At 59.6% G+C, this 12,628-nt stretch carries 12 protein-coding genes; 5 read left to right on the top strand and 7 right to left on the bottom strand.

Annotation, left to right across the window (positions count from 1 at the left end):
• Positions 1-329 precede the first annotated feature (329 nt).
• The 4 genes from AC1DYQ_RS19890 to AC1DYQ_RS19875 form a co-directional block, all read right to left on the bottom strand.
• Positions 330-1,103 carry a tetratricopeptide repeat protein gene (locus tag AC1DYQ_RS19890; RefSeq protein WP_477688239.1) on the bottom strand — a complete coding sequence of 258 codons (774 nt, stop codon included), beginning with the start codon at positions 1,101-1,103 and terminating at the stop codon, positions 330-332.
• Between the two features lie 59 nt (positions 1,104-1,162).
• Positions 1,163-1,822: a TetR/AcrR family transcriptional regulator gene (locus AC1DYQ_RS19885; RefSeq protein ID WP_477688238.1), complete on the bottom strand. Its 660-nt coding sequence runs from the start codon at positions 1,820-1,822 to the stop codon at positions 1,163-1,165.
• 133 nt (positions 1,823-1,955) lie between these two features.
• A complete protein-coding gene (locus tag AC1DYQ_RS19880) occupies positions 1,956-3,227 on the bottom strand; it encodes a patatin-like phospholipase family protein (RefSeq protein WP_477688237.1) in 1,272 nt (423 codons plus the stop codon).
• A 238-nt stretch (positions 3,228-3,465) separates the two neighbouring features.
• Positions 3,466-3,969: a phasin family protein gene (locus AC1DYQ_RS19875; protein ID WP_431098472.1), complete on the bottom strand. Its 504-nt coding sequence runs from the start codon at positions 3,967-3,969 to the stop codon at positions 3,466-3,468.
• 247 nt (positions 3,970-4,216) lie between these two features.
• On the opposite strand from AC1DYQ_RS19875, the gene AC1DYQ_RS19870 reads away from it, so the two are divergent.
• The 5 genes from AC1DYQ_RS19870 to rfbC all read left to right on the top strand — a co-directional run bounded on the left by AC1DYQ_RS19870 (position 4,217) and on the right by rfbC (position 9,722).
• Positions 4,217-6,202 (top strand): SDR family oxidoreductase, encoded by a 1,986-nt coding sequence (locus AC1DYQ_RS19870; RefSeq protein ID WP_477688236.1) that lies wholly within the window; start codon positions 4,217-4,219, stop codon positions 6,200-6,202.
• 109 nt (positions 6,203-6,311) lie between these two features.
• The gene (rfbB, locus tag AC1DYQ_RS19865; RefSeq protein WP_477688235.1) at positions 6,312-7,391 is read left to right on the top strand and encodes a dTDP-glucose 4,6-dehydratase; all 1,080 of its coding nucleotides are present in this window, start codon (positions 6,312-6,314) and stop codon (positions 7,389-7,391) included.
• Positions 7,388-8,284 carry a dTDP-4-dehydrorhamnose reductase gene (gene rfbD, locus AC1DYQ_RS19860; protein ID WP_477688234.1) on the top strand — a complete coding sequence of 299 codons (897 nt, stop codon included), beginning with the start codon at positions 7,388-7,390 and terminating at the stop codon, positions 8,282-8,284. Before rfbB ends, rfbD begins: the two co-directional genes overlap by 4 nt.
• Positions 8,285-8,292: 8 nt before the next feature.
• Positions 8,293-9,177, top strand: a complete 885-nt coding sequence (rfbA, locus tag AC1DYQ_RS19855) for a glucose-1-phosphate thymidylyltransferase RfbA (RefSeq protein WP_477688233.1) — start codon at positions 8,293-8,295, stop codon at positions 9,175-9,177.
• Complete coding sequence (gene rfbC, locus AC1DYQ_RS19850; protein WP_477688232.1) at positions 9,177-9,722, top strand: dTDP-4-dehydrorhamnose 3,5-epimerase; 546 nt, start codon at positions 9,177-9,179, stop codon at positions 9,720-9,722. The genes rfbA and rfbC overlap by 1 nt, the downstream gene beginning before the upstream one ends.
• 51 nt (positions 9,723-9,773) lie before the next feature.
• Here rfbC and AC1DYQ_RS19845 read toward each other — a convergent pair whose 3' ends face one another.
• From AC1DYQ_RS19845 to AC1DYQ_RS19835, 3 genes are all read right to left on the bottom strand, one after another.
• A complete protein-coding gene (locus AC1DYQ_RS19845; RefSeq protein WP_477688231.1) occupies positions 9,774-10,820 on the bottom strand; it encodes a glycosyltransferase family 2 protein in 1,047 nt (348 codons plus the stop codon).
• A 57-nt stretch (positions 10,821-10,877) separates the two neighbouring features.
• Positions 10,878-11,942, bottom strand: a complete 1,065-nt coding sequence (locus tag AC1DYQ_RS19840) for a hypothetical protein (protein ID WP_477688230.1) — start codon at positions 11,940-11,942, stop codon at positions 10,878-10,880.
• 27 nt (positions 11,943-11,969) lie between these two features.
• On the bottom strand, positions 11,970-12,628 hold a 659-nt coding region (locus AC1DYQ_RS19835; RefSeq protein WP_477688229.1), incomplete at its 5' end, for an MBOAT family O-acyltransferase.

Raw genomic sequence — 12,628 nt, 5'->3', positions numbered from 1 at the left:
CGCTGGGTAAGTTCAAGGCTGGCCGGGCGGTGCTGCTGGCGCTATGATTTTGATAGCTGCTCGCGCTCGTCCTTTATGCCTTGCAGCCCTGTTTGGCACTCAAAAACAGCTCAAAATCCTGCCCCGAGAGACTGAAAATCACCAAACGGGCTCCAAAGTGCCTGCTGAAGGCCGTTTTAGCCTGGTTTTGAGCATCAATTCGGCCTTTAAGCCAATACTGACGGGCGCGAACAGCTATCAAAATAGTAGCGACAAACAGGCAGGGCCCGTGCGCCTTGCGACGCGCGGGCCCTGGCGGGAATGTTGCGGTGAGGCTTTCCGGTGCCGGCTCAGTCCTCGAGCTCGGCCTTGGCCATCTCCACGTCCAGCCGTTCGGTGGCGTCCAGCGGCTTGCTGGCTGCGGCCTGTTCGTACAGCTTGGTGGCTTCCTTCATTTTTTTGTCGCCTTCCAGCATGACCAGGCCGTTGGCGTATTCGATCATGCCGATGGCCGAGCCCGGGTTCAGCTTGAGCGCGTCCTTGTAGAGCGCCAGGCCGATGTCTTTTTTGGCGCCGTAGGTCATGCCGCCGATCAGCGAACCCACCTTGTCGATCACTTCGGCATGAAAGGCCGCCAGCGCAATGTGCGCGTCTGCGTGCTTGGGTGACAGCTTGATGGCCTGCTCCAGCGAATTCTTCACCTTGGTCCCCAGGCCCTGGGCCAGCGCCTTGGCCACGCTGATGCCCTGGCTGTAGCGGCCCAGCGCGTAGGCCTGCCAGTACCAGGCATTGGCGTTCTTCGGGTCGGCTTTTTGCTGGGCTTCGGCGCGTGCAGCCACTTCCATGAACATGTCCAGCTTGGCTTTTTCCTTGGTTTCGAGGTAGGTGGCGTACATGCTGGTGGCCTTGTTGGCCACGGTGATGCCGTCGCCGCCGGCCTTGGTACCGGCTTCCGCCGCTTTCTGAAAGTCGCCGTTATGAAACAGCGCCCAGGCCTGCAGCACATCGGCATCCTTGGGCAGGGGCTCACAGTCGCCCTGGTGCAGGCGGGCCCAGCTCTTCTTCAGGCTGGCAGCATCAAATGTGTAGTCGCCGGCGTGGGGAAAGGCAGTCCATTTGGCCATTTTTGTTGTCTCCTTGGTAAAAATTGTTGGTGTTATGAATGACGGCAGTTTGACGGAATTCAAGCCGGGTTGCTGTAAGCCCCGACCAGCGCCTGCAGGTGCGCGCGCTGGCCTTGTTCGAGGTAGGGAATCAGCAGGTTGAGCACGTGGTGCGCGCCGCGCAGCAGCGCGGCCTGCGCGTTGGCTGGTTCCAGCGCGTTGCGCGGGTCGCGCACGTACTCAAAGCTCAGCCAGTAAGTGAGCACCACCACCATGCTGGTGGCCGTGGCCTCGACCTCGCGCGAATCAATCGTCACGGCGCCGGCGCGGCTCATGCCGTCCAGCAGGGCTTTCACGGCGCGGGTCTTGTTCTTGAGCACCCACTGGAAGTGGGTTTCGAGGCGGCGGTTCTTGCTCAGCAGGTCGTTGAGGTCGCGGTACAAAAAGCGGTACTGCCAGATCAGCTCGAACAATGTGTGCATGAAAAACCAGGCATCTTCCACATCGCGAACGCCGTCGCTGGCATTGAGAAGCTCGCTCAGGGATTTCTCGTAGCGGTCAAACAGCGAGTTGATGAGCTCGTCTTTGGCCGGGTAGTGGTAGTACAGGTTGCCGGGGCTGATGCTGAGCTCGGCAGAGATCAGCGTGGTCGACACATTGGGCTCGCCAAAGCGGTTGAACAGGTCCAGGGTGACCTCCAGGATCCGCTCTGCTGTACGGCGCGGCGCTTTTTTCGCCATAAGTTGTCTACCTCGTGTTGTTCTTTACTCTAACCCAGCGTTTCCCCGGGCGACACTAGGGAAGTCCATCAATCCGCACGGCGGTTTGCAACAGGGTGAACGGCATGGCATGCACCTTTGGCAAACCTTTGGGTTAAGCCCGGGCCGACGCGGGGAGCTTGTGCGCGGCGGGCCGCAGCGCGTGGCTCAAATCTTCCATCACGTCTTCGAGCGAGGCAATGGCGCGGCCCACGCGGGTGACGGCAGGCCTTTCGGCCACCAGGTGGCGCCGGGGGTCTTCCAGCACGTCAACGTTCAGCGACACGCCGTGCCGCGCCAGCGTGGCCGACAGCGTGGTCTTGCGCGAGCGCAGCATCTGCCGGGTGTTCTGGTAGGCGTGTTCGGCCAGCTCGCGGCGCTGCCGGTAACTGAAGGTATTGGCCAGGAACATCTCGGTGTCGCGGGCGTCGGGCTCCAGCAGCACGATGTCGGTGCCGGGATAGGCATGCGCGTAGTGCTTCATGCCGAGCTCCAGCCGCGAGTGGATCATCGAGCGGAAGGTCTGGCTCATCACGGCGGGCAGGCCACCGTTCACGATGCGCGGAATGGCCTGCTTTTCGGCCGGCAGGCCGCGGCGCATGACGCGCTGGTTCATGGCCAGCGCGGGTGCGCGGGTCGCGTTGAAGGGCACCAGCGGGTTCAGGCAAAACATCAGGTCAACGCCGTCGTCCAGCGCCACGCCGGCGTGCATGGTCTTTTTCAGTGCACCGTCCACGTAGTAGTGGCTGTCGATCTCCACCGGCGGAAACAGGCCCGGCAGGGCCGAGCTGGCCTGCACGGCTTTGGAAATGGGCACGTGGTCCCAGCCGGGGCGGCCGAAGGGCGCGGCGTCCCCGCTGTCAAGATTCGTCGCGACCAGCGTCAGGCGCGTGCGGAGCTGGCGGAAGTCGTTGGTGCGGCCGGGTTTGGAAAACAGCGCGGCCAGGCGCTTGTCGATTTCGTCATTGGAGAAAACACCGGTCGGCAAGGCCGGGCCGAGTGCCTCCAGCGCATTGACCAGCGACTTGCGCCCGAAGGTGGCACGCCAGGCCGCCGACGCCAGCAGGCCGGGCAGCATGATGCCGCGCCGCAAGAATTCGCCATACGCCGGCACCATCAGCCAGGCCGGGTCAAACACTTCGGACGCCTGGTCGCCGTTTTCAATGAAGGCGGCGCACAGCTCGCGCGGCGTCATGCCGTTGGCCAGGCCCGCCGCGATAAAACCGCCTGCGGACACGCCGACATAGTGGTCCAGTTCGGTGAATGAAAGCCCCTGCAGGGACTCGTCGAGCGCGCACAGTGCACCGATTTCGTAGATGGCGCCCAACGGGCCGCCGCCAGAGAGTGCCAAAGCAATGCGCGGCCGGGCGGCGGACCGTTTCGTCATCTTTGCCGGGTCGGCTGGCTGCGTAGCAGCTAGATGACCACCGCCCGACAACGCAAGGGCGATGCGCGGTTTTGCAGGGCGTTTATTTTTTGCGGGCTTCGCTTGGGTCATGGCTGGAAAGTGTAGACGGCGGCCCTGGAACTATTTGCTGCTTTGCAGCAAAGTCAGGGCGCTGGGTGATTGCGCACAGGCGTAAAAAAAGGGACGACATGTCCCTTTTCTTGTGAGGTCGCCGTGCTTAAGCCGACTTGCGCGCGGCAGGGCGCTTGGCCGCGGGGCGGGCCGCCTTTTTCGCAGCGGGTTTTGCCGCTGCGGTTTTGGCTGCTGGCTTGCCGCCCATTTTTTGCACATTGCGGTTGAGCTCGTCAATACGTGCGATCAGGGCGTCCACGTCTTTGGCGGAAGGCACGCCGAGTTTGTTCAGGGCCTTGGCCACGCGGTCTTCGAAGATGTTTTCCAGCTTGTCCCACTGGTGGCCGGCCTTGGACTGGATGTCGGTGGCCATGCTGGCCATCTTGTTGGTGGCTTCAGAAATCTTGCCTTCAGCCACGGCCTGGGTCTTGCGCTGGATGGACAGGCCTTCCTTGACCAGGGTCTCAAACACTTTGCCGCCTTCTTCCTGCGCCTTGGAGAATGCGCCCAGGCCGGCCAGCCAGATTTGCTGGGCGGATTCCTTGACGGCACCGGACAGCTGTGGACCGGACTTCTTGTCAGCGCTCATTTTTTGCAGTTTCTTGACCATGGTTTACTCCAGACAGTTTGTGGTTATGGAACTTCGCGGGCAGTATGCCGCACGCACGGGGAAAATATAAGCCCTCCACGCGGCGGCGTTTAGGTGTTGTGTTCTAGACCGTGAACAGGTTCTAGGCATGCGGCTCTATGGAAAAGCACGCCCGGGCCGGCTGAGCGCGGGTTTCTGCTGAATAGAGAGTCATGCCCTTTAAGCAAGAATCACTTTTTGACTTGGCCGTTCAGCGGAGGAAACACAAATGCATTATTTCGTTACAGGGGCCACAGGCTTCATTGGCAAGCGCCTGGTAAAAAAACTTCTGGAACGAAAAGGAACGACCGTTCATTTCCTGATCCGCAAGGAAAGCGCCGGCAAAGTGGCGGCGCTGAGGGAATACTGGGGTGTGCCTGCTGCCCGTGCGGTGGCCGTGCACGGCGACCTGACCAGCAAAAAGCTCGGTGTCAGCAGTGAAGACATCAAGAAGCTCAAGGGCCAGGTCGGGCATTTTTACCACCTCGCTGCGGTGTATGACCTGGGCGCCGACGAGGAAAGCCAGGTGGCCGTCAACATTGACGGCACCCGCAACACGGTGGAATTTGCCAAGGCCATTGACGCCGGCCACTTTCACCATGTGAGCTCCATCGCCGCCGCCGGCCTCTATGAAGGCGTGTTCCGCGAGGACATGTTCGAGGAAGCCGAAAACTACGAGCACCCATATTTCATGACCAAGCACGAGAGCGAAAAAATCGTGCGCAAGGAATGCAAGGTGCCGTGGACGGTGTTTCGCCCCGCCATGGTGGTCGGCGACAGCACCACCGGCGAAATGGACAAGATCGACGGGCCTTATTACTTCTTCAAGCTGATCCAGCGCATGCGGCAGCTGCTGCCGCCCTGGATGCCGGCGGTGGGGCTGGAAGGCGGGCGAGTCAACATTGTTCCGGTCGATTTTGTCGTCGCTGCGCTGGACCACCTCAGCCACAAAACCGGTATTGCCAAAAAATGCTTTCACCTGGTGGACCCGGTGGGCTACCGCGTCGGCGATGTGCTGGACATCTTCAGCCGCGCAGCCCATGCGCCCAAGATGAACCTGTTCGTGAATGCCGCCCTGCTGGGCTTCATTCCGCGCGGCGTCAAAAAGAGCCTGATGGCGCTGGCCCCCGTGCGCCGCGTACGCAATGCGGTGCTGGCCGACCTGGGCTTGCCGGAAGACATGCTGACGTTTGTCAACTACCCGACCCGTTTTGACTGCCGCGACACCATGGCCGCGCTCAAGGGCTCGAACATCGAATGCCCCAACCTGAAAGACTACGCCTGGCGCCTCTGGGATTACTGGGAACGCCACCTGGATCCCGACCTGCATATCGACCGGTCGCTGCGTGGCACGGTCAATGGCAAGGTGGTGCTGGTCACCGGTGGTTCGTCAGGCATCGGCCTGGCGGCTGCGCACAAGTTTGCCGATGCGGGTGCCATCACCATCATCTGCGGGCGCGACCAGGACAAGCTCGACGAAGCCTGCAAGGAAGCCAAGGCCAAGGGCTATAACTTCGTGGCGTACCCGGCCGACATCGCGGACATGGTGGATTGCGACCGTTTCATCAAGGAGCTGATCGCCAACCATGGCGGCGTGGACTTCCTCATCAACAACGCGGGCCGCTCCATCCGCCGCGCCATTGAGGCCAGCTACGACCGCTTTCACGATTACGAACGCACCATGCAGCTCAACTACTTTGGCTGCCTGCGCGTGACCATGGGGCTGTTGCCCGGCATGGCGGCCAAGCGCAAGGGCCATGTGGTCAACATCAGCTCCATCGGCGTGCTGACCAATGCGCCGCGTTTTTCGGCCTATGTGGCCTCCAAAGCCGCGCTGGACGCCTGGACACGCTGCGCCTCGAGTGAGTTCGCGGATGTGGGCATCAGCTTTACCACCATCAACATGCCGCTGGTGCGCACGCCCATGATTGCGCCGACCAACCTGTACAACAACGTGCCCACGCTGTCCCCTGAAGAGGCCGCCGACATGATTGCGCAGGCCTGTATCTTCAAGCCGGTGCGCGTGGCCACTCGCCTGGGCATCACCGGCCAGCTCATGCATGCGCTGGTGCCGCGCATCGCCCAGATCGCCATGAACACCAGCTTCCGTATGTTCCCCGATTCATCGGCCGCCAAGGGCGACAAGAGCGCCAAACCGACGCTGTCGGCCGAAGCGGTGGCGATGCAGCAGATGATGCGCGGGATTCATTTCTGACGCTGGCCAGGCCGGGCCGGCCTGGCCCGGTGCGTGGATTGCCATGGGATAATTCCGGTCCTGGCGAGCAGCCTGCACGGCTGCCTGCAACGTCAAAAAAGGCAATCCCATGATTTTGGTAACTGGCGGCGCCGGTTTCATCGGTTCCAACTTTGTCCTGGACTGGTTGGCGCAGTCCGCGGCGGAGCCGGTCGTCAACCTCGACAAGCTGACTTACGCGGGCAACCGCGAAAATCTGGCTTCGCTCGACGGTGACAGCCGCCATCATTTTGTGCAGGGTGACATTGGCGATGCAGCCCTTCTCGGGCAGTTGCTGGCCACCCACCGGCCGCGCGCGGTGGTCCATTTCGCGGCCGAGTCGCATGTTGATCGTTCTATCCTCGGCCCCGAGGAATTTATCCAGACCAATGTCGTCGGCACCTTTCGCCTGCTCGAAGCCGTCAGGGCTTACTGGAGCACGCTTGAGGGCGATGCAAAAACCGGGTTTCGCCTGCTGCATGTTTCGACCGACGAGGTCTATGGCTCGCTCGCGCCCGCCGATGCCGCGTTCACCGAGACCCATCGCTACGAGCCGAACAGCCCGTATTCAGCATCCAAGGCGGCGAGCGACCACCTTGTGCGCGCCTACCACCACACCTATGGCTTGCCGGTCGTCACGACCAACTGCAGCAACAACTACGGCCCCTATCATTTCCCGGAAAAGCTGATCCCGCTGATGATCGTCAATGCGCTTGCCGGCAAGCCGCTGCCGGTCTATGGCGACGGCCAGCAGGTGCGCGACTGGCTGTATGTCAAAGACCACTGCGGCGCGGTGCGCCGTGTGCTGGAGGCTGGCAAGCCCGGAGAGACTTACAACGTCGGTGGCTGGAACGAAAAACGCAACATCGACATCGTCCATACGGTCTGCGCGCTGCTGGATGAACTGCGTCCGCGCGCCGACGGCGCTGCGTATGCCGAGCAGATCACGTACGTGAAGGACCGCCCTGGTCATGACCGGCGCTACGCCATTGATGCCGGGAAAATCCATACCGAGCTGGGTTGGGCACCCGCAGAAACCTTTGAAAGCGGCATTCGCAAAACAGTGGAGTGGTATCTGGCCAATGCCGACTGGGTGGCCCATGTGCAAAGCGGAGCCTACCGGGAATGGACGGCGCGGCACTACGGGCAGCCCCAGGAGGCATCGGCTTGAAGATTCTGTTGTTTGGCGCGAATGGCCAGGTCGGCTGGGAACTGCAGCGCAGCCTGATGCCGCTGGGCGAGCTTCTTGCGCTGGACCGCCACAGCACTGCGTATTGCGGTGACCTGGCCAACGTGAGGGGGCTGGCGCAGACCGTGCAAAAGTTTCAGCCCGATGTCATCGTCAACGCGGCAGCCTACACCGCTGTCGACAAGGCCGAAAGCGACCGGGAAACCGCGCATGCCGTGAATGCGGTTGCCCCGGGTGTGCTGGCGGAAGCTGCCAACAGCGTGGGAGCCTGGCTGGTCCACTATTCAACCGATTACGTGTTTGACGGCAGCGGCAGCAAGCCCTGGGATGAGACAGACCCTACCGGCCCGCTCAGCGTGTATGGCCATACCAAGCTCGAAGGCGAGCATCGCATCGCATCGCGCTGTGCCAAACACCTCGTTTTGCGCACCAGTTGGGTCTACGCCGCGCGCGGTGCCAACTTTGCAAAAACCATGCTTCGGCTGGCCGGCGAGCGCGACAGGCTATCGGTTGTCAATGACCAGTTCGGAGCGCCAACAGGCGCGGACCTGCTTGCCGACGTGACTGCCCACATGGTGCGTAGTGCTGTAGCGGGCACAGTCGAAAACGCGGCTGGCACCTACCATGTTGCTGCGGGCGGCGAAACGTCCTGGCACGGTTACGCAAAATTTGTGGTCGAAACCGCCCTTCAGGCCGGGCACACGCTGAAAGCATCAGCGATGACGGTGGAGCCGGTACCTGCCAGCGCATTCCCTGCACCGGCTGCCCGTCCGCAAAACTCACGGCTGAACACCGCTAAACTCCGCGCAAGGTTCGGATTGGCCCTTCCTGACTGGCAGCCGGGCGTGGCCCGCATGTTGACCGAAATAACCTGAAAATTCCCATGACACAACGCAAAGGCATTGTCCTGGCCGGCGGGTCCGGCAGCCGGCTACATCCGGCAACGCTTGCCATCAGCAAGCAGTTGCTTCCGGTGTACGACAAACCCATGGTGTATTACCCACTGAGTACGCTGATGGTGGCGGGTATACGTGAGGTGTTGATCATCAGCACGCCGCAGGACACGCCGCGCTTTCAGCAGCTGTTGGGTGATGGCTCCCAGTGGGGCATGAAACTGGAGTATGCCGTGCAGCCCACGCCGGACGGGCTGGCGCAGGCCTTCATCATTGGTGAGAAATTCCTCAATGGCGCGCCCAGTGCGCTGGTGCTCGGCGACAACATCTTTTATGGCCATGACCTGCAAAGCCTGCTGACACGGGCCGATACCAGCGATACCGGCGCGACCGTCTTTGCTTACCATGTGCAGGACCCCGCACGCTATGGTGTTGTGGCTTTCAATGCAGAAGGCAAGGCCATCAGCATTGAAGAAAAGCCGGCCGTACCCAAAAGCAGCTATGCCGTGACAGGCCTTTATTTTTACGATGCACAGGTGGTGGAGATTGCCAAATCCATCAAGCCCAGTCCCCGCGGTGAACTCGAAATCACCGCCGTTAACCAGCATTACCTTGAGCGCGGCCAGCTCAGCGTGCAGATCATGCAGCGCGGCTATGCGTGGCTGGACACCGGCACGCACGACAGCCTGCTGGAGGCGGGGCAATTCATTGCCACGCTGGAGCGCCGGCAGGGGCTGAAGATCGCCTGCCCGGAAGAAATTGCCTGGCGTAATGGGTTCATCAGCGATAGCCAGCTTGCCAGTCTTGCCGAGCCAATGGCAAAGAATGCGTACGGAAAGTATCTTTTGCGTTTGCTTGAAGAAGGCAAATCGTGATGAAGGCCACTGAGACCAGCATCCCGGGCGTCATGGTGGTTGAGCCTCGTGTCTTCGGGGACGCGCGCGGCTTCTTTCTTGAAAGCTTCAACCAGCGCGACTTCAATGACGCAACCGGCACCCGCTTCAGCTTTGTGCAGGACAACCACAGCCGCTCCACCAAAGGTGTCTTGCGCGGCCTGCATTATCAGTTGGGCCAGCCACAGGGCAAGCTTGTGCGCGTTGTACGTGGCTCGGTTTTTGATGTGGTTGTGGATATCCGTCGGTCGTCGCCCACCTTTGGCAAGTGGTTCGGTCTTGAACTCAATGAAGAAGCGAACCAGCAGCTGTGGGTGCCGCCCGGCCTGGCCCATGGCTTCATGGTGCTCAGTGACAGCGCTGATTTTTTGTACAAGACAACAGACTATTACGCCCCGGCCCAGGAGCGCTGCATTGCCTGGAATGACCCGGCACTGGGCATCACGTGGCCTGCCGGCATCAGCCCAGTGCTCTCTGCCAAAGACCAGATGGGTTCTTCTCTGGCGAACGCAGAGCTGCCTGCTTGAGGGATGCCTGCAAAGGGGTTGCAAGCGTGACCTGCATCGCGATGCTGGCCCCTATTTGCGAATAATGCTGCTGGCTGCGCCGTAGTTGCCCGCGTGCCGCCTCGAAATCAGGCGGCACAGGATCGTCCGGTTCCACAGGCTGACGCCGATGTCAAAACTGCGCAGCGCCACGAAAGCCAGTGCCATGCGAACGCGGGCCAGCTTTTCAGGGACCAGGGCCTGAATCCACCGTAGCCGGCTGGCCGGTCCGTCGGGCAGTATGGGTGCGAAATCGGTAAGCATCTGCGCGCGAGATTTGTTGATGGCCGCAAAAACAAAACGCCGGATGCTTCTTTCAATGAACGCTGCATCAAAGAGCTCAGGCGCCACGGCAGGTGCATTGCGAGACAGCTTGTCAAGAATCTCCATCAGGGATTTGGCCTGTGCAAACGTAGACGACAGGTAGCTGCCCGCGTGCATCCGGACGACGGCCAGCGGCTCTGGCGTAAACACTGCCCCGGCCTTGGCGGCCACCATCAATGCGCAGACCAGATCAGCCAGGCCGCGGTAGTCGGGGTTGAAGGCGCCAACACTTTCCATCAGCTTCTTGTTGTAAACGACAGAAGGGCCCGCAAACCAGTTGCCGAAACGGCGCGCAAGCTCACGGCACTGCACCGGCGAGAAATACTGGTCATGCATGGACGGCACGGTGATGGCAATCGGCCCCAGCAGCTGGTCCTCTTCATCCACCAGCCATCCCATTGACGACCACAAGCCCACACCGGGATGCTGCCCCAGACAATCTTTGGCGCGGGCCATCAGCCCCTGCAGCAGGAAATCGTTGGCCGCGACAAACATGACATAGTCAGAGGCCGTGGCAGCCCGGCCCGTGGCGATGGCGCCATACACCCCCTGGTTGACCTCATGCCGGGTCACGCGAAGGGCCGGAAACTCCGCAGCCAGGGCCTGGATCGTTTCCATGCTGTTGTCGGTAGAGCAGTCGTCCACCACAATGACTTCATCGGCGGGAACACTCTGATTCATCACCGACCGGACCGCCCGCGAAAGGTACTTCGCGTCGTTGTAGTTCGGGATGACGACTGCCACTGATGTGTTCATTTGAATTTTTGAGCTCTGTGGAAGTAGTGAGAACCGCATACAAGCGGATTACCTACATTAACGAGCCTTCACAAGGTCTTTGAATGTCTGTGTTTCTGTCAGTGCAAGTGCAATATCTTCAGTCATTTGGATTGAGCCTTTCTTGTCGAGATGGCCGCCTTTGTCCCAGCTTGAGTAGGCTGTTTTTGATGGAATGGCGACCTCTATGTCTAGTGCTTGCGCGATTTCCCTGGCTTGTTGAGTGCATGCGTGAGTATTTGGAATGACAGTCAGCACCACTTTTCCCCCGATCGCGGAGACGTACTCGCGTGCAATCTTTATGACTTCTTGGCTGGTATGGCAATCAGTTGAACGAGCGGGTTGTACCACTGCATTGTTCTCAGACAAATAGTTGGGAAAGGCGCGCATATCGGCCTCACCTGTTGTCGCGTTTCGATAAAACATGGGAATAAGTGGTGAACTGGAAGATGGGAAACAGTATGAAAAGAATGGCGTCTTTCCCAGCGACTCAATTCTCCAGCGAATATTTCTGCGCAATACATTGAAGTACGCTTTAGGGCGACTACTTTCAGAGGCTGGAATTACTTTTACGTCCGCGCTGAATGCACGAACCATGCTACGGCTGAAGAAATTCCCGCCGCCGCCACCGTCGTCGGCATTGATGATCCAAAGTTTTGGCTTGAGCTGATGTTTTTTGATGATCTGCTTGGCGAATTCCCCACCGGCGATCCCGACGAAAGCCATGTTATAGACCTTGAGGCCATAACGCTTTTCTATCGTTGCCTCTAGCGTCGCGTTGTTGAAGCCAAAGGACGCCAGAGAGGAGCCAAGAATAATGACATCGGCACGTTTGGCATGCTCTATTGAATTGCCGATGTCATGGAAAAACAGGTCTTGATCCTGAATTTCGGTCACCTTCAGACCCCCAAGATCCTGATACCAGGCGCCTCCCTCGCGTGATGGGATGGCGGTGAGATGATCCAGGCCTTGCACGACATAGAGGTAAGTGAAAACCGCACACACAGCCGCAGTGCCGGCCGCGACCATAGATGCAACCATCAGCAGAAATAAGCGTGATGAGCTCCCCATACTTCTGGTTTCGAATTGAGTTTCTGAAATCATGGTCCAAGTCGGCGAGAAATGCCGACGTCAAAATTGAAAGTAGAGAAAAGGCGACAAACCTTCGCGCAGTATTTGCACCGCGAGTGCCGTTAGTAAACAGGAAGCTATGAATGCAGCCCATCTAAAGGAGAATTTGAATTGCCAGTCGATAGCGCTCCACGTCGCGGAGCTGTCGTAAGTTGTCAGGCCTACATTGAATTTCTTAAACATGTCGTTGACGTTGGGGGCCAAAAGACAAAGCAGGTATCCCGCCAGTACCAATACGGCATTTCCGGGGCTATAGGTGCCACCTGAAGCGGAGCTTAGACCAAACATCGCTTTCAGCATGCGCCCTGCCGATTCAACGTTTTCCGCACGGAAAAACACCCAGGCAATTACGACAGCAAGTTGAGTGAACGCAAGGCAAACCAGTCTGTAAAGCAAATTGCTCTGTGCTTTTTTGGATAGGTAGGAGGCCATGAATTTTCTCCAGCCATGGTTTGCCACGAGGAATACTCCGTGCAGTCCACCCCAAATGATGAATGTCCATCCTGCACCGTGCCATAAACCGCCCAAAAGCATGGTCAGAACAAGATTGATCAACTCCCGTACTTTTCCTTTGCGATTGCCGCCCAACGGAATGTAAAGATAGTCCCGCAGAAACCGGGACAGGGTGATATGCCAACGGACAGGGTGATATGCCAACG

It is taken from the genome of Polaromonas sp. P1_F4, assembly GCF_056405675.1.
Note: the sequence above shows the minus strand (reverse complement) of the source record. Positions and strands in the feature narration are given on the sequence as shown.

Coding starts and splice junctions, on each gene's coding strand:
- AC1DYQ_RS19890 (WP_477688239.1), bottom strand. CDS start 1,103: ATGGCCAAATGGACTGCCTTTCCCCACGCCGGCGACTACACATTTGAT.
- AC1DYQ_RS19885 (WP_477688238.1), bottom strand. CDS start 1,822: ATGGCGAAAAAAGCGCCGCGCCGTACAGCAGAGCGGATCCTGGAGGTC.
- AC1DYQ_RS19880 (WP_477688237.1), bottom strand. CDS start 3,227: ATGACGAAACGGTCCGCCGCCCGGCCGCGCATTGCTTTGGCACTCTCT.
- AC1DYQ_RS19875 (WP_431098472.1), bottom strand. CDS start 3,969: ATGGTCAAGAAACTGCAAAAAATGAGCGCTGACAAGAAGTCCGGTCCA.
- AC1DYQ_RS19870 (WP_477688236.1), top strand. CDS start 4,217: ATGCATTATTTCGTTACAGGGGCCACAGGCTTCATTGGCAAGCGCCTG.
- rfbB (WP_477688235.1), top strand. CDS start 6,312: ATGATTTTGGTAACTGGCGGCGCCGGTTTCATCGGTTCCAACTTTGTC.
- rfbA (WP_477688233.1), top strand. CDS start 8,293: ATGACACAACGCAAAGGCATTGTCCTGGCCGGCGGGTCCGGCAGCCGG.
- rfbC (WP_477688232.1), top strand. CDS start 9,177: ATGAAGGCCACTGAGACCAGCATCCCGGGCGTCATGGTGGTTGAGCCT.
- AC1DYQ_RS19845 (WP_477688231.1), bottom strand. CDS start 10,820: ATGAACACATCAGTGGCAGTCGTCATCCCGAACTACAACGACGCGAAG.
- AC1DYQ_RS19840 (WP_477688230.1), bottom strand. CDS start 11,942: ATGATTTCAGAAACTCAATTCGAAACCAGAAGTATGGGGAGCTCATCA.